The organism is Spirochaetota bacterium, assembly GCA_026414805.1.
In the GTDB taxonomy this organism is placed as follows: domain Bacteria; phylum Spirochaetota; class UBA4802; order UBA4802; family UB4802; genus UBA4802.
Window position 1 is genome coordinate 1 of sequence record JAOAIH010000002.1, and the last position, 18048, is coordinate 18048.

General features: G+C 34.4%; 15 protein-coding genes and 1 pseudogene. 9 read left to right on the top strand and 7 right to left on the bottom strand.

What is annotated here, in order from left to right; genetic code table 11:
- Both argF and N3F66_00645 read right to left on the bottom strand, forming a co-directional pair.
- Positions 1–942: an ornithine carbamoyltransferase gene (gene argF, locus N3F66_00640; GenBank protein ID MCX8122654.1), complete on the bottom strand. Its 942-nt coding sequence runs from the start codon at positions 940–942 to the stop codon at positions 1–3.
- Positions 939–2159, bottom strand: coding sequence for an aspartate aminotransferase family protein (locus N3F66_00645; GenBank protein MCX8122655.1), 1221 nt, complete (start codon positions 2157–2159; stop codon positions 939–941). The genes argF and N3F66_00645 overlap by 4 nt, the downstream gene beginning before the upstream one ends.
- Positions 2160–2400: 241 nt before the next feature.
- Between N3F66_00645 and N3F66_00650 the strand changes: the two genes are divergently transcribed.
- Genes N3F66_00650 through N3F66_00660 form a run of 3 tightly spaced genes read left to right on the top strand, consistent with a single transcriptional unit; the run spans position 2401 to position 6457 of the window.
- Entirely contained in the window at positions 2401–2925 is a 525-nt protein-coding gene (locus tag N3F66_00650; protein MCX8122656.1) for a UvrB/UvrC motif-containing protein, read from the top strand.
- 11 nt (positions 2926–2936) lie between these two features.
- The gene (locus N3F66_00655) at positions 2937–3986 is read left to right on the top strand and encodes an ATP--guanido phosphotransferase (GenBank protein MCX8122657.1); all 1050 of its coding nucleotides are present in this window, start codon (positions 2937–2939) and stop codon (positions 3984–3986) included.
- A gap of 5 nt (positions 3987–3991) precedes the next feature.
- Complete coding sequence (locus N3F66_00660; protein MCX8122658.1) at positions 3992–6457, top strand: ATP-dependent Clp protease ATP-binding subunit; 2466 nt, start codon at positions 3992–3994, stop codon at positions 6455–6457.
- Between the two features lie 13 nt (positions 6458–6470).
- Here N3F66_00660 and N3F66_00665 read toward each other — a convergent pair whose 3' ends face one another.
- The 4 genes from N3F66_00665 to N3F66_00680 all read right to left on the bottom strand — a co-directional run bounded on the left by N3F66_00665 (position 6471) and on the right by N3F66_00680 (position 9927).
- On the bottom strand, positions 6471–7286 hold the full coding sequence (locus N3F66_00665; GenBank protein ID MCX8122659.1) for a PTS sugar transporter subunit IIA: 816 nt from the start codon (positions 7284–7286) through the stop codon (positions 6471–6473).
- A gap of 149 nt (positions 7287–7435) precedes the next feature.
- A complete protein-coding gene (locus N3F66_00670) occupies positions 7436–8725 on the bottom strand; it encodes a bifunctional folylpolyglutamate synthase/dihydrofolate synthase (protein ID MCX8122660.1) in 1290 nt (429 codons plus the stop codon).
- A gap of 3 nt (positions 8726–8728) precedes the next feature.
- Positions 8729–9568, bottom strand: a complete 840-nt coding sequence (aroE, locus tag N3F66_00675) for a shikimate dehydrogenase (protein MCX8122661.1) — start codon at positions 9566–9568, stop codon at positions 8729–8731.
- The gene (locus N3F66_00680) at positions 9565–9927 is read right to left on the bottom strand and encodes a hypothetical protein (GenBank protein ID MCX8122662.1); all 363 of its coding nucleotides are present in this window, start codon (positions 9925–9927) and stop codon (positions 9565–9567) included. The genes aroE and N3F66_00680 overlap by 4 nt, the downstream gene beginning before the upstream one ends.
- Positions 9928–10229: 302 nt before the next feature.
- On the opposite strand from N3F66_00680, the pseudogene thiD reads away from it, so the two are divergent.
- From thiD to recJ, 6 genes and pseudogenes are all read left to right on the top strand, one after another.
- Positions 10230–11012, top strand: a pseudogene (gene thiD, locus N3F66_00685) (bifunctional hydroxymethylpyrimidine kinase/phosphomethylpyrimidine kinase).
- A 39-nt stretch (positions 11013–11051) separates the two neighbouring features.
- Complete coding sequence (locus N3F66_00690; protein ID MCX8122663.1) at positions 11052–11540, top strand: hypothetical protein; 489 nt, start codon at positions 11052–11054, stop codon at positions 11538–11540.
- Positions 11524–12342 (top strand): Nif3-like dinuclear metal center hexameric protein, encoded by an 819-nt coding sequence (locus tag N3F66_00695; protein MCX8122664.1) that lies wholly within the window; start codon positions 11524–11526, stop codon positions 12340–12342. Before N3F66_00690 ends, N3F66_00695 begins: the two co-directional genes overlap by 17 nt.
- Positions 12332–13030, top strand: coding sequence for a hypothetical protein (locus N3F66_00700; protein MCX8122665.1), 699 nt, complete (start codon positions 12332–12334; stop codon positions 13028–13030). Before N3F66_00695 ends, N3F66_00700 begins: the two co-directional genes overlap by 11 nt.
- 144 nt (positions 13031–13174) lie before the next feature.
- Positions 13175–13855 (top strand): ribonuclease HI family protein, encoded by a 681-nt coding sequence (locus N3F66_00705; protein MCX8122666.1) that lies wholly within the window; start codon positions 13175–13177, stop codon positions 13853–13855.
- An 11-nt stretch (positions 13856–13866) separates the two neighbouring features.
- Positions 13867–15864 carry a single-stranded-DNA-specific exonuclease RecJ gene (recJ, locus tag N3F66_00710; protein ID MCX8122667.1) on the top strand — a complete coding sequence of 666 codons (1998 nt, stop codon included), beginning with the start codon at positions 13867–13869 and terminating at the stop codon, positions 15862–15864.
- Here recJ and N3F66_00715 read toward each other — a convergent pair.
- On the bottom strand, positions 15849–17825 hold the full coding sequence (locus N3F66_00715; protein ID MCX8122668.1) for a PQQ-binding-like beta-propeller repeat protein: 1977 nt from the start codon (positions 17823–17825) through the stop codon (positions 15849–15851). The genes recJ and N3F66_00715 overlap by 16 nt on opposite strands.
- Positions 17826–18048: the final 223 nt, after the last annotated feature.

Consider the following 18048-nt stretch of genomic DNA (forward strand, 5'->3'; position numbering starts at 1 on the left):
TTATCGCATTAACGTACATAAAATAGCTTTTTGCACATGTAATCTGTTTTCTGCTTGGTCAAGAACAATTGATTGTGGGGAATCAATAACATCATCGGTTATTTCTTCACCTCTATGTGCGGGCAAACAATGCATTACTTTGCAATCAGTAGCACATTTTTCCAGTATCTTTCGTGTAATTTTGTATTTGGCAAAATCTTTTTTTCTTCGTGAAGCTTCTTTTTCTTGTCCCATGCTTACCCAAACATCGGTATAAAGGTGAGTGGCATTTTCAACTGCTAATGAAATATCACTAGTGAGTGTTATAACACTTCCTGATTTAGAAGCTATGGAAAATGCCTGTTCCACAACTTCTTTTTTTGGATAATATCCTTTGGGGCAAGCTAACGCAAAATCTACGCCTAACATGGCAGCGGTAAGCATTAATGATTGTGCTACATTATTGCCATCACCTACAAAGGCTAATTTAACATTTTTAAAGTTTTTATTTGATTCATAAATGGTAAAGAAATCAGACAGAGCCTGGCAAGGATGGAACATATCAGTAAGCCCATTAATAACGGGAATAGTTGCATTATTGGCTAATTCAAACGCCGTGGAGTGAGCATAGCATCTAATCATAATTCCATCTAAATACCGTGATAAAACTTTTGCTGTATCTGCAACTGTTTCACCTCTTCCTAATTGTATGTCATCTCTGCTTAAAAATAAGGCATATCCTCCTAACTGGAACATTGCTACTTCAAATGATACGCGTGTTCGTGTTGAGGTTTTTTCAAATATCATTCCCAGAGTTTTGCCTTTAAGGTAATGATTTATTTTCCCTTGTTTTAATTCATCTTTCAGTTTTTTAGACAATTCAAATATTGCCATAATTTCTTCTTTTGAAAAATCAGTAACTGATAACAAATCTTTTGTGTTGACTCTGGGAACTTTCATCATATAGATACTCCAGCAAAGATGCTATCAAGAATTTTCAATCCTTCTTTTACAAGCTTTTGAGGTATTATGAGTGGTGGCATTATTCGGATTACTCTTTCTGCTGTACAATTGATTACAAGCCCTTTTTGTAATGCTTCAAGCACTAATGGTTGCCCAGGAATTGTTAATTCTACTCCTATATGAAGACCAATGCCTCTGACATCAACGATAAGCTTTGGATATTTAGATTTCATGAGCGTTAGTTCCTTAATAATTATTTCGCCCATTTTTTGGATATTATTGAGCATAGTTTCTTTGCTCAATGTTTCCAGCACAACTTTTGCAGCAGCTGTAGCTAGATGATTTCCGCCAAATGTAGTACCATGTGTTCCTTTGGGGAAATAATCTACCAAAAAATCACGAGTGTGTATAGCACCAATGGGCACACCTCCACCAAGACCTTTTGCAAGTGTAATGACATCCGGAGTGATACCGTAATGTTGAAATGCAAACATCTTGCCTGTACGTGCAATGCCAGTTTGGACTTCATCAATAATAAAAAGTATGTTATTTTCTTTTGTGATAGCATCTATCTCTTTTACAAATGAGCTGTCGGCAATTTTTATTCCACCTTCGCCCTGTACTAATTCGGTGATTACCGCACAGATTTTGCCTTTGTATTTTTTGATTGTTTTTTTAAATGCTGCTGTATCATTAAATGGCACATAGATAAAACCAGGAACTATCGGTCCAAAACCTGAATGAATTTTTTCCTGTGCTGTAGCTGACATTGCACCAAATGTTCTGCCATGGAAAGAATTAGTAAACGATATAATATAATATTTTTTATTTGACTGGGATAATCCATATTTGCGTGCTAATTTTATTGCTGCTTCACTAGCTTCAGTACCGCTGTTTGTAAAAAGTGTTTTGCCAGCAAATGCAGTTTTTGATATTAGCATAGCTGCTTCAATTTGTTCTTTATTAAAATACCAATTGGAAGAATGCAAAATTTTATTGACCTGTGCATGTAATGCTTTATTTAATGTAGGATGAGCATACCCCAATGAATTAACTGCGATACCTGCAAAAAAATCTATGTACCGTTTTCCATCCTGGTCGTATAGTTGGCAACCTTTGCCGTGAGTGAAACAAACCGGTAACCGTGTGCCATAATTTTGATAGAGGTATTGTTTATCCAGTTCCATTAAAGTGTTTAATTTTTTTGATTGCTTCATAAAGATATCCCATAAAAAAAATAAATCGGGTTGCCCCGATTACTCATTACTTATAGCATAATTGTATAATGTCAATACATTTTGGATTTTTTTAATAAAAATTAATATATTTGGCTTAATACAATAAAATTTCAAAAATTTGGCAAAATGATTTAAAAATGGTTTGCATATATACATAATTTATAGTATTATATAAAGTGATAGCTGGAATATTATGAGATAGTAACCATTAAGAGGACCTATGTTGTGTGAACGATGTAAACAACGGGAAGCAACAGTTCATTTGACCGAAATCATCAGGAATGAAAAGACCGAAATACATTTGTGTGACAATTGTGCTCGCGATATGGGATTAAGCTCACATGGGGGCGGATTTTCACTTACCGTTTCAGATATGATGTCATTTCTGGATGCAAAAGAAATGACCGATATGGTAGATAGCAATACCTGTGCTACCTGTGGATGGACATTGATTGATTATAAACGAACTGGCAAAGTGGGATGTGCTGATTGCTATAGCTTCTTCAAAGAATCCATAACGCCTATTTTAGCAGGATACCATGGTGCAACATATCATATTGGCAAAATGCCACTTAAATATATTGAGCACAAAAAATCAAAAGGGATGATAGATGTGGTGCGTTCAAAGAATGTTGCAACACTCTCGTTACATGATCTTGAAAAGATGCTGGAGATAGCAGTACAAAACGAAAATTATGAAGAAGCAGCTAAACTGAGAGATGAAATTAAAAAGCTTAAAGGATGAAAGAGTGAGTAATGTTTGAACAGTTACTTACACAATCACCGTTTTGGTCACAGATAGGACCTTCAGCTGACGTTGTCATGACCACCCGTGTCAGATTAGCAAGGAATTTGCCTTCACTGCCTTTTGGAAATAAAATGGATGATGCCGATATTGCTACCCTTGAGTCAATTGTTCACCAGGCAATAGTGTCCTCCAAATATTTTGAGAATGCCCAATTTGTAAGTTTAAAGGATTGCAGTTCGGATGATAGGCGTTTTTTACGAGAACGTGATATTATCACTCATGAAATGGAATTAAATAATTCTTGTAGTGTAGTATTTGATCAAAAGCAAAGTTATTCTATTTTGATCAATGAAGAGGATCATATACGAATTCAGGTTATAAAACCGGGATTGCAGATGTTACAGGCATATAAGCTGGCAGATGAAATTGATGATGAATTAAATAAGTATATCTCATACGCATTTACTGATGATTTTGGTTATTTAACTACATGTCCTTCAAATGTGGGTACGGGGTTAAGAGTATCTGCTATGTTACATCTGCCAATGCTTACTGCAGCAAAAAATATGGGTGAAGTAATAAAGTTAGTGAGGGAATATCAGGCACAATTAAAAGGGATAGTTCATGATGCAACTAAAACTGTTGGTAGCATGTATATTATCAGCAATAAAGCAACATTGGGAAAGTCGGAGATAGATATAATAGAAGAAATTGATAAAGTAATAAGCCTCATAATTGATCTTGAAAACGAAGCTCGTGATGAATATTACCAACATCACAAGGATGTTCTTGAGGATATGGTGTGGCGTTCGTATGGTATTATGACATACTCTCGTTCAATGAGTTATGCTGAAGCTATTGAACATCTTTCATTGATACGGCTTGGTATTGTTTTGTCGATAATAAAAAATATTGAACTTTCTGTAATTAATGATTTAATGATTCATATACAGGTATCCCATCTTCAAAAAATTGCTGGCAAGATTTTTGCTAGCAGTGAAGAAGGGGATGCATTTAGAGCAGCATATCTTCGAAAAAAATTCGAAGATAAGGAGTAACAAATATGTTTGATTATACCAAGAGGTCGCGTAAAGTTTTAGAAGTATTAGCACAGGCTGAGGGGAGGCGTTTAAATTCAGATGCATTAGGCCCAGAGCATATAATGCTTGCCCTCTTAAAAGATGATGATTCAGTAGCTGCCCGTATTTTGAAAAATATGGGTGTAAACTTTGAAATACTCAGAAGAAATATAGAACAGGCAATCCGAAGGTCGGGTTCTACTATAATATTAGGCAATCTTCCACTGAGTGCACGTTTTACAAGAATAATTGAAATTGCAAAGGATGAAGCTCGTAAATTAAAAAACAATTATGTAGGTACCGAGCATTTACTCTTATCAATATTCCGCGATGGAACATGTTCAGGGATAGATACTCTTATCAGGGCAGGAATTGATTATAATGTTATTAAAGGGGAAGTCCAGAAAATATTAGGCGTTACACCTGAAGGGAATGCTCAGCAAAAAACTAATGATAAAACCAAAACTCCAACATTAGATGAATTTGCGATAGAGCTTACCCGCCTTGCAGCCGAGGGCAAATTGGATCCTGTCATAGGAAGAAATGCTGAGATTGAAAGAGTCATAAGAATCTTATCCCGCAAAACTAAGAATAATCCTGTATTGATTGGCGAAGCTGGTGTGGGTAAAACAGCAATAGTTGAGGGCCTGGCACAGCGTATTGTCAACCATGACGTACCTGAGCCACTTTTTAATAAAAGGGTTTTGGCGCTTGATTTAGCTTCTGTGGTAGCAGGTACCAAGTACAGAGGCGAATTTGAAGAGCGTCTCAAACGCATTATGAAAGAGATAAAAGGCTCGGACAATGTAATTTTATTTATTGATGAATTGCATACAATCATCGGTGCTGGTGCTGCAGAGGGGGCAATTGATGCGGCTAATATTTTAAAACCAGCTTTAGCCAGAGGTGAATTGCAATGTATAGGTGCTACCACTCTCAATGAGTATCGCATGTATATTGAGAAAGATGCTGCGTTAGAACGCCGCTTCCAGACCGTTATGGTTGATGAACCATCAGTAAACGAGGCAATAGAAATTCTCTTTGGATTGCGCGAACGCTATGAAACACACCACAAAGTTCGGTACACTGATGAAGCTATCAGAAAAGCGGTTTTGTATGCTGACAGATATATACACGATAGATTTTTACCGGATAAAGCTATTGATGTAATTGATGAGGCAGGTTCTAAGGCAAGGCTTGAAAATTGTGAACGTCCAGTTGATATAGAATTATTAGAGCGCGAAATAGAAGAACTCAATAATAAAAAGAATGAGCTTGTAAAAGCCCAGGAATATGAACAGGCAGCATCAATACGTGATACTATTATTGAAAAAAAGGCATTACTGTCGCAAAAGATAAGCGATTGGCAGCAACGTATCAATGACTATGCAGTTATTGTTGATGAAAAGCAGATAGCTACAGTGGTTGCACAATGGACCAAAATCCCTGTTGAAAAACTTGAAGAATCTGAATCGCAGAAACTTTTACGAATGGAACAGGAATTGCATAAGCGTATAATTGGTCAGGATGAAGCTATTAGTGTAATTAGCAGAGCAATTCGCAGATCAAGAACAGGGTTACGAAGTGCCAAAAGGCCTATTGGGTCATTCATCTTTTTAGGACCAACTGGTGTTGGTAAAACTGAACTGGCAAAGGCTTTGGCTGAATTTCTATTTGATGATGAGGATGCGCTTATACGTTTTGATATGTCTGAGTTTATGGAAAAACATGCTGTCTCTCGATTGATAGGAGCACCGCCGGGATATGTGGGATATGAAGAAGGAGGGCAGTTGACAGAAAAAGTAAAAAGAAGGCCATATTCAGTGATACTTTTTGATGAAATAGAAAAAGCTCATCCTGATGTATTTAATATATTGTTGCAGGTTCTTGAAGAAGGGGAGCTTACTGACAATTTTGGCTCTACTACAAGTTTTGTAGATACAGTGATAATAATGACATCAAATGTTGGTAATAGGGAATTTCAAAAGATTGGTAAACTGGGTTTTAATGAAATAGATCCACACATTGCACAATTCCAGAATGTAGATGAAGAAGTTAAAAGGCTATTTAGCCCTGAATTTTTAAATCGTATTGATGCGGTAGTACATTTCCACAAATTGAATGAAAATCATATCAGACAAATATTAGATTTGATGTTAGATGAAGTAAATGAACATCTTGCTGAACAGGGAATAGAACTGATAGTTACACCAAAAGTAAAGCAATACCTTGTGAAACGTGGATTTAATGAAAAATATGGTGCACGATATTTGCGAAGAACTGTACAAAATGAAATAGAAGACAGGTTAGCAGTTGAAATACTCAATGGTAGATTTAAGGATTGCCACAAAGTGTATGCTGGCATTAAATATGATACTATCTATTTTAAACCAGAAAAAAACGGCAATAGTGGTAAGGTTAACCAACCAGAAGTGGTACATCAATCATAAAAATTAAATATTATTATACAACAATCAGAAATCTCCCGCAATACGTACATACAGCCAATGATTTTTTGCCTTTTATTTTTGCCATTTCAACCGGAGGAATAACCATGTGACACCCGCCACAGGTATTTTTTTCAAGAATTGCAAAGGGATTCTGGCATTTTTTTCGCATTCTTTCGTAGTATGACAATGATCGATTATCTATATAACGACGTAACTCATTGATTTTTTTTGTAAGTGCTTCAGAAGTATCGCCACTATCATAAAGACGGTATAATTGATCAAGGCGTATCAAAAGGTCAAGATCAGAAGAAGGCACTCCTGCTAAACTTTCAATATTGTTATCTTCTTTATTGACTTCGGTAATAGATTCAAAATATAACTTGGCTTCCTTTGTTAGAATTGGATATATTTTAGATGGGGTGCGAGCAGAGTCTATTTTTTCCCTTTTCTCAGGATTAGAAAAAATCCTTGCCATCATTCCAACAAGGTAAAGGTATTTTGTGCTCAATGAAGTGGGGAAAATACTGAGCATTACATATTTAACAGGATTATTATCAAAAGATTCATACTCAATTGGTACACTGCATATTCCAAAGATAGTAAGCAACTTTTTAACCGAATCTGTTCTGACGTGAGGGATGGCAAATCCATTGCCAACACCGGTATTTTCCAGTGTTTCCCTATGCATTACCTGAGCGTAATATCTATCAGCATTATCAAGCTTTCCTAAATCCTGAAGTTTTTGAATCAACTCTTTAATTACTAATTGTTTTTCATTGCTTTTAACTGTAATTACATGTTCCTTTGGTAATAATTCTGATAGATCCATTTTTTTATATGCTCCTTATAGTTTATAATTTATTTTTGGTATGATTAATTTTATCCACTAATGAAAGATATAGTAACATTTTACCATAAATAATTTTTAAAACCAAAATCAAGAATATAAATTCAAAAAAAATTTATACACAAGAGTTGCTATTGTAATATTTTGCAAATATCTTTGACAAAGCTGTATAATCTGAATGTTCCAGTACATATTATGATGCTGTTGCTTTCAATAATTTTCTTTATCCCATTGTAAAGTAATGATGGACTATCGTATACGTACAGTGAAAATTGTTGTGATGTTTCATTATCGGGAATGTAACAGCGATTATCGGGTAGCGTAAAATAAAAAATTGGATGTGAGGTGTATTGACGCAATATAGTCAGCATTGAGTGAATGTCCTTGTCTTTCATAAAGCTAACACAAAAAGTCATATTATGATTTGGGTACCTGTGGTGTATATTTTTTATTGTGGTATCTAACGCTTGGGGGTTATGTGCACAGTCAAATAATACTACAGGGTTATCGCACAGCAATTCACACCTACCAGGAATGTACAGTGATGACATGGCGTGATATATATTCTCAGGAGCTATCGCCCACCCATATTTTTTTAAAAGTAAAGTTGTGGCGATAGCAACCGATGCATTTTGTGCCTGAAAGTCTCCAGTTAAAGAACAGTGAATATCATTAAATTTTTGATTATCTCCAAAAATTGGATGATTACAGGCAACATCGAAAATAAGGGGAGTGGTAGATTTTATTGAATACGATATTTCATTGCCAACAAAATATATTTTGGTCTGCTTACGTGATGCTTCTTTGTTTAAGACATTCATGGCTTCTTGTTTTTGTGGTGCACTAATTGCTGGTATACCATTTTTTATAATACCAGCTTTTTGATACGCAATCTGTTCAAGCGTTGTACCTAATATTGCCATGTGGTCATAGGATATTGGAGTAATGACACTTGCCAGTGGCATAATAACGTTTGTTGAATCAAGTCTGCCACCCAACCCGGTTTCAATCACCGCTATATCAACTGAATTATTGAAGTAGAGTAAAGCAATAATAGTAAAAGCATCAAAGAATGTTGGATTGTACTTGTGATTTTTACAAAGTGTTTCCACTATATCGGAGTAATGTGAAATTTCTTCATTAGTAATTTCCCTGCCATTAATGGTGATGCGTTCATTATATCTTATAAGATGTGGTGATGTATACAGGCCAACAGTATATCCTGCCGTTTGAAGAATTTTTGCTATCATGTATGTTGTGGAACCTTTGCCGTTTGTGCCTGCTACATGTATGCATTGTAATTTTTTATGGGGGTTGCCTAAATGTTTTAATATGGCAGTAATTGTATCAGGAGTGTAATTGGTGAAATGCGTTGTACTGGATTCATTATTTGATAATGATTGTAAAAACTGAGTAAGCATAATTTATTGCAACGCATTAATTAATGCTTTATGCATAACCTCAACAGGTGCGGTTTTGCCAGTCCAGATTTCAAATTGTTTGCATGCTTGATGTAAAAGCATATAATCACCGGTAATGGTGGTACATCCTTTTTCTTTTGCTTTTGTTATAAATAATGTATGTAATGGCGCATAGATAATGTCTACAATAACATGATGCTGATGGATTAATTGTATATCGATTGGAGTATTGTTGACATCAGGCTTCATGCCAACAGGTGTTGTATTTATTACAATATCATATTTTGATGTAATATCAGGATTCAGTTCATTAATTAAAATATCATGTATTGTGTTAAAATATTTTCGTAAATCATCTGCTAACATTTTTACATTATTTTTATTGCGTCCACAAATAGTTATCTGTGCATTTTTTTCAGCTAAAGTATAGGCGATAGCTCTTGCAGATCCACCATTACCAATAATTAAAACATATTTGTTATGATATTCCACTCCATTAGTTTCAAGAGCGCGAATTAATCCATAGCCATCGGTATTGTATCCTTTTATTATTCCATTATCATTTACAAGTGTGTTGACTGAACCAATCTTCATTGCCAATGGATCTACTTGATCACAAAGTGGCACTATATCAACTTTAAAAGGGATCGTCACACTTGCGCCTTTGATCCCTAATGCTTTTATGGCATCAATAGCATTATGAGCTTTGACTGGTTCAAAGGCTACATACACTGCATTGGTTTGCGTATAGTTAAAGGCAGCATTATGCATAACAGGTGAAAGCGAATGTTGCACAGGGTTGCCTATAATACAGTATACACTTGTATGTGCATTTATCATCATCGTGATTTTCGTTCTATAAATTCTGTTGTAAAATCTGTTTGTTCAACTACAATAAAGTAGCCATTTACGTCAACTTTAAATCCATTATGATATTGAGTTACAAATATTGCCTCATTGGGGTTGAGGATATGTATTTCTTCTTGCCCCTCAACCATTAATAATAATCCGCATGGGGCGTTGCAGCATATAAAAAGCTCTGGGCATGAATGTTTTTCAAGCACATCTATATCATCTGGATTGGAAAATTCAGGGTGATAAATACCAACTCGCCATTTTTTATCATCCTGTGCTATAATAGTCCAGCGGTTAGTTGTTTGTAAAGAAAAAGGTTTATCATTTATAGCGTTAGTGTGATCCATGCTAATAGCTTTTATTCAAATGAAATTGTTAAAACAAATACTACCTTGTTTGCTTAATATTGTGATGCATACCGCAGATTGTTTGTTAAATCAAAATATTTACGTATATGAAATAAAGCATTATTCAATATATTATATTGTCAACTGTATGTACACCATGATAGTAAAAACAAGTAATTTTTGATATTTTATACAAAAACAATACTTATTACAAAATATCCTTGAAAAATATATTAATATTATGAAACTTTGAACAATATTTATCATAAAAAATAATATTGTACGCGTGGGCTGGATAACAAATGCAAACAACTTCTATTATCCGTAATGTATTGACTATTGCTGGATCGGATTCCGGTGGTGGGGCAGGCATCCAGGCTGATTTAAAAACAATAACAGCGCTTGGCTGCTTTGGCATGACGGTAATTACTGCAATTACCGCGCAGAATACATTAGGTGTTGTTGACTATATGCCGGTAACTCTTGATATGATTGAAAAGCAGTTTGATGCAGTGGCATCTGATATACCTATTCATGCAGCTAAAACGGGTATGCTTGCAAATCCAGATATTGTGAAGTTAGTTGCCGAAAAGATAAAAAAATATTCTATTGATTACTGTGTTGTTGATCCAGTAATGGTTGCAAAAGGCGGATCAAAATTATTATCCGATGATGCTGTACAATCAGTGATGCAATATCTTATACCGGTTGCGTATGTTGTAACACCAAATATATATGAAGCCGAAGTGCTAACCGGTATCACTATAAAAAATTGTGAAGATATGAAAATTGCTGCAAAAAAGATACATTCATACGGTGCACGATATGTTGTTGTAAAAGGTGGACATTTAGAAAGCGACCCCAGTGATGTAATATATGATGGAAAAGATTTCACGATATTAAAAAATAAACGTATTCAGACAAAAAATACACATGGTACAGGATGCACTTTTTCTTCAGCAATTGCCACATATCTAGCTAAAGGTTATAAGACGATAGAAGCAATTACTAAAGCCAAGGAGTTTATTACCAGAGCAATTACTTTTTCACTGCCCCTTGGGAAAGGGCATGGCCCAACCAATCATCTTGTTAGGATAGTAAATAATGAAGAAAAATTTATTGTAATTGAGGAACTAAACAAAGCTTTTTCAATCCTTCAAACCGCAAAATGTGGCAATATGTTTATCAGTGGATCTTCGAATATTGCATTCACATTACCCTATGTTATAGATAATAATGACATTGCGATGTTTCCCGGGGGCATCATAACATATAATGATTCAATTTTCAGGATAAAGGATCCTTCATTTGGTGTGACTCATTCACTGGCAGTAACAATGGCAACGATTGCTATGATGAGCTATCGCGCAGCTATAACTATAAAAAATGAAAAAGAATATAAAGCGATTGCTCAGGCAATTGGTTTTGCGGTATATACTGCTAACAACTCTAATGATTTACAAAAGATTAATATTTCTACAAATAATAGTATAATGCTTATCGAAAATAAGGATGAAAATATGCTATATATTATTGGCAACAGTCCCTGTGATATTGCTGAAACCATATTGAAAATAAAAGCAGGTTTAAAAACCAATGAAAATTACTCATAAAGAGCTGTTTGATTATCTTGAAAAACAATTTCCGCTTCAATTTCAGGAAGATTATGATAATTCAGGGAAACAGATTTCATTTGAAAACGAAACTGTAAATGGCATTCTCATCTCTATGGATGTATCCCCGGCAATTATTAGTGAAGCAATTGAACACAATTGTAATTGCATTATTACACATCATCCAATGTTATTTAAACCTGTAAAACACATTTGTGATTATGATTGTATTGGTGAGATGATTATCTCATGTATTAAAAATACTATTAGTGTGTATGCTGCACATACCAATGCAGATGCTGTATGCTGGGATTTACTTGCAAAATCATTAGAGCTTCACAATATTGAATTGATGTTTGCTGATAGGAGGTTTAATAATATAGGATATGGTGCAATAGGGGAATATTCCAACTATATGCAGTTGACAGATGTAGTGTACCACACATCCCAATGTTTGAGAACAAAGCCAATAATTTATTATGGTAATCCAACAAAAAAAATAAAAAGAGTTGCTGCATTGCAAGGAGCCGGTTCAAGAAAGATTAACACCATCATAGCTAATTTTTCCGTTGATTGTATAATTACGGGAGATGTTGGCTATCATGATGCAGTATTTGCAAATAATAATGGTGTAGCAATTATTGATACGGGACATTATGCCTCTGAAAAACCATTGATAGATTTTTTATATTCAATACTTCACAACTACTTGACAAATGAAGTCAACTGTAACGATATACCTTTAATGATTTCCCAAAAAGAATATAATCCTATGCAATGTGGTAAGGAATATGGGCCCTGAGATTTATACAATGCTGGAATTACAATCGATATGGGATAAAGTCCTTGCAGCAAAACATGAAATTTCAAGATCCCGCCATGCAATTGATTTCTGGCGTAATGAGATGAAAGCAATGGAAGCCCAAATGTCGGAACTCCGTTCAAGGGTAAACCAATTGAAAAGCAATATAAAACAAAAGGAACTTGAACTTCATGATGTGGAGTCTAGGATCCAATTTCTTGACAGCAAGAAACACAGTTTAAAATCACAGCGTGAATTTGACTCAATGCTGCAGGAATTAGATACTCTTAATAAAAGAAAAGATGAAATAGAAAGCAGTATGTTGCAATATATGGAAGATGCTGATGAAATTGAGGGTCAAATCGATACATTGCAGGTTGAAATGCCAAAGAAATTAAACCAGATAGAAAAAGACGTGGAACAATTACAGAAAAAACTTGAAGCATTGCAAACGCAGGCTGAAGAAAATGCAGCACAATTTGACAAACAAGTAGTGCAACTGCCACCAGAAATAAGAGCTCGTTTTATCAAGATTATAGAAACTAAAGGCAATGGCATTGTTCCTCTTGAAAATGGTATATGTATGGGGTGCCATTATCAGGTTCCTGTATATGTAAAGGATGAGGTTGCTAAATCAAAAGCTGTAACCTGTACCAATTGTGGTAGATTTTTATATTTGAAAAATTAAAATAGTAATAATAAAAACAATACAGTACAGTCATTCAAAATATTTAATACAAAAAATAAAGTGATATGTAGTGAACATTATCCGACAAAAAGCTTTTGAGTTGAGTGATAAATATAAATTTTAATTTTCAGGAGAAAGTTACTAATGTTATTGAGTATAGATAGAGTATTACAGCTACTTGCAGAAGGTAAAACCCTGGAAAAAATTGCTGAATTATCTAATATGGATGTCAGTGAAATACAATCAATTATAGAAGAGGCACGAAAAATTATTCTAGAATATGACAAGCAACGTGCAAAAAGTAAAATTATAGTTAAAAAGAAGAGCAGCGTAACACAAGAAAAGAATAACATTAATCCACCAGGTGATAATATTTTTGATGGCCTTGAAGTATTGTCAACCATACCAACAGAATCTGTCCTGACAATGTATATTGACGGTGCATCAAAAGGAAATCCTGGCCCTGCAGGAATTGGCATCGTTATTTATGATGGTGATGACAGGCTTGTTGGTAAAGTTTCAGCATATATAGGGAAAAAAACTAATAATCAGGCAGAATATACTGCGTTATTGCGAGCAATAGAATTAGCACTGTACTTTAAAACAAAAACATTAAAGATACGAAGCGATTCAGAACTTGTTGTACGTCAGCTTTCTGGTGAATACCAGGTTACTAATACCAATATAAAAAAATTGTACGAAAAAATAATAGATTTAAAAAAACAAATACCTGTAGTGAAAATAGAACATGTAATGCGTAATTTTAACGAGAAAGCTGACTTTTTAGCTAAAAAAGCTGCTGATAAAAAAGACAAAGTACGGTAAAGGTGGAATTTGTGTGTACCAGTGCATCTTCACATCTAAAGGAATTATTATTATCTCATTTTAATATTTCGCCATTAGTTGCAGATTTATTATTGCTGAGGGGTATAGATACCATTTATAATGCGTATGCATTTTTAAATCCCGATCTGTCATTATGTTACAGCCCCTTTTTAATGGATGAGATGGATGAGGCGGTACAAATTATTAAACGTGCCATTACTAATAAGAAAAAAATAGGCATTTTTGCCGATTCGGATATTGATGGACTTACATCATTAACATTGTTAACGCATTTGCTGGATTTGCTTGGTGCACAATATTTTTACCGCTATCCAGTAGGTGATGAATTATATGGTTTGACGGTACCCATCATTGAAGAATTTAAAAATAATACTGTTGATTGTATTGTTACCTTAGACAGCGGTACTCGTGATATTGATGAAATTGCTTATGCAAGGAATTTAGGGATAGATGTGGTAGTATGCGACCATCATGAGCCTTCGGGAAACCTGCCTGATGCTGTTATAATTAATCCTAAATTGTTGTCATCGCGATACCCATTTAAAGAACTGGCTGGTGTTGGTGTGACATATAAATTATGTTTGGCAGTTTTATTAAGTTACACAAAATATTATGATTCACATATTATAATTACTGCATTATCACATAACAATATTGGTTACAGTGTTATTCATAGAGGGGTGGCGATAGCTCATGATTCAGTCAGCAGTGCTGAAGAGCTGCTAACGTTAGAAAAAAACTATAACAATACCATTATCTTCAATTACGATGTACCAGAATTAAACTTTTTGAAGCGTAGTAATTTTTTTACTATCAATGACTTTTTAGATGAGCTATCTCCAAATTGTGAAATTGTTAAAGGGCATGTCAAGGATGTATTCCCATCTTCGATGGATTACGCAACAATGCTTGTGTCTAAACTACAATACCAGCAATCAAAAAAAATATTAAAATTTATTCACGATATGCTCCCTCTAGTAGCAATCGGTACCATTGCTGATATGATGCCAATGGTAGGAGAGAACAGAATTCTTGTAAGTAATGGAATATCATTTTTTGAAAAATCCAACCATTGCGGACTTAAAGTAATCAGAGAATATCTTTCAAAAACAATGAATACTGACACAATTGGATGGGATATATCACCTCTACTCAATACCCCGGGAAGGTTTGGCAAAACAAAGCTTGCGGCAGATTTTTTACTGGAAAAGAAATCATCAAAGGCAAGGGTGCTTTTAGAAGAAATTGTACAGCTCAATCAGGAAAGGAAAAATATAATCCATACTTTAGTTTCAAAATTTTCAAAAAATGAAGCCACTGAAACAAATTCTCTACGGGTTATATGTTCCGAGGAAATTCCTGATGGATTAACAGGTATTATTGCAAATAGGCTAGCTGATCAACTGTTACAACCAGTACTGGTCATTTCAGACAAATCAGATTCGCAAATTATCAAAGGTTCAGGAAGATCACGGAACAACTTTGACTTTTTTTCTTGTGTTTCACAATTTGAACATCTTTTTGAAAAATTAGGTGGGCACAATCATGCATTTGGATTTTCAATTAAAAAGGATAATATCCCCATACTTATAAATGAATTAGATAAAACCATAATGCTCCAAATTGAAGAGAGTAGCATTTCGGACTATGATTACGAGTTGCCTATAGAACAAATAACATTTGAACTGTTAGATGAATTAAGGCTCTTTGAACCTCATGGCATTGGGCAAAAATCTTTTATATTTATATCAAAGAATTGTACAGTAAGTCAATTTTTCATTATAAATGGAAAACATTGCAAGCTAATCATTAATGGTAGCATCCCATTAGAGGCCATGGCATGGAATGCTGCTGATAAATATAAACGGATTTTAAGCCAATATATACCTGTGGATATAGTTTACACTATAAAATTGAATGAATATAATGGGTTGATGTCGCCATTACTAATTATAGAAAATATTACACGATCTCAGCTTTTAAAGTAAAACTCAGTTCTTCTATTCTTCTGCCTGCCTTCTTTAGTATCATTTGATGCAATTGGTTTTGTTTCGCCAAACCCTTTGGCGCTTATCCTTTCAGGGCTTATTCCATGCTTAATAATGTACTCACATACAGCATCTGCACGTTTTTCTGATAGCTTTTGATTATACAAATCATCGCCAATTGAATCTGTATGACCCCAGACTTCAACCTTCAAATGAGGATTTACTTTCATCATTTCAACAAGTTTATCTAATATATTAATTGAATCTTTCCTGATATACCATTTGTCAAAATCAAAGTGTATGTTGTCCACAACTACCGCTTTTCCTGGTTGTATCTGATCCAGCTTTACACTTAAATATTTGTCTGTTTTATTTATAATTACCTTTTTTGGTACATGGCCATCCGATTCAACAATCAGCTCAACATTATCTTTATCAGGAATAGAAATGTCCCCTTTGCCATTTACAGTTTCATTTTGGTTATAGTTGCCATCTTCACCTTTGTAGTGAATAGTTATTTTTGATTTTAGAGGCACATTTTGATCGTTTGTAATTTCAACCGGCAATTTTCGTGTTGGGATTGGTTTTTGTTCTGCTTCTATTTCTTTCTGTGGTTGTGATTCGGGAGTTTTGGTTTTTTGAGCTAATTCCTTTTCAGATAATTGCTGCTGGGGTAATTTCAATTGTTCTTTTGTTTCATTCAAATTTGATTTATCAGATGTTGAATCCGATGCTAATCCCTTGTTGCCAATATATCCTGCACCAATTGCGTATAAATAATTACCTGCAGGTAAAAACAGGATGCCATCTGATGCAACTGGTTGCGAAACACCTCCGGGGAAAGGTGCAGTAAATTCCCACCATATATTGCCCCCACTAATGTAGATAGCTTTGACTTTTGCAACAGGTTGATTTTTATCATTCTGTTGATTATAAGCAATATATATGACATCACGGATAGTTACAAAATACGGTGATGATTGCTGTCCAACAAATATGCTGGTAATTGTATTTCCGTTTTCGGGATTTATACCAACTATTGAAGCATTATCCAGTGAAAATAGTATTGATCTATCTGTGAAACTTAATGGTGAGGTAATTGTACCATTATATGTCTTTTGCCATAGTGTTTGGCCATTGGCAATATTCAAGCAATATATTGCATTGTTTAAAGGTACATATACATTTTTATTCACGACAGGGGGTAGTATCGCAACTGGTTGATTAAAGTTTCTTTGCCAAACAACTTTCCCTGTTCTTTGTTCCAGACAAAATACGGTAAAAGTTTTTGTTTCGTAATTCATTGATTGTGTTATAATATATTGGTCATAGTAGACCGGAAAACCGCTATAGGTTGCTATATCTTTATTTTCCCATACAATATGACCATTTCTAATATCGCGTGATGCAAATATTTTGCGTGTACCATAGTAAATTAAATCTTGGTCAATAATAGGATCTGCATAAATTCCATCCACCGAAATCTGTGATGTGATCCCTGTTAACCCTTGTGGCTTGGTTTCATCAACACGTAGTCCTGTTCTTGCCCAGATAACTTTACCTGTTTTCTTATCAAACGCGTAAATGGCTATTGGGTCACTCACTACAACTGTATTGCCATACACCAGTGGATATTTGATTTTGCCAGCTGATTTTGAATATGCTTTAAATTGAGAAGAAATGGAACGTATATCGTTGAGCCATAAAATATTGCCCGAATCTTCATCAATGCAGTATAAGAACGCATTTTTATCTACAAAGTATATCCTGCCATCGCTTACAACTGGATTAAAAACCCTGTCCTTTGCTAAAAAGAGCCATTTTAACTGATTGTTTGAAACGATAATCTCATCGTTGTTGCCAGTAAAAAAAAGATTGCCTTTATAAATTGGCCAATCACCAGCTAATATTTTTGAAGCAATTGCAAGTAAAATAAATGTAAATAGTATAATTCTATGCATGGCCCTCCTCCTTACAATAATTGGATTTAAGCATTTTTGTTTTTAATTTTACATTTTGTATACGGTTTACCGCTTGAGTATACAACTTCTAAAAAATAAAGAATTTGTTGAAAAGATCTCTATTGCAACATATTGTAAATTGTTTTTAAAGAATAAAGTTAGAGAAATGTCATTATCATCTATCAATTTTGGTATTTACTGATTATGTACCTTATTGCATAAA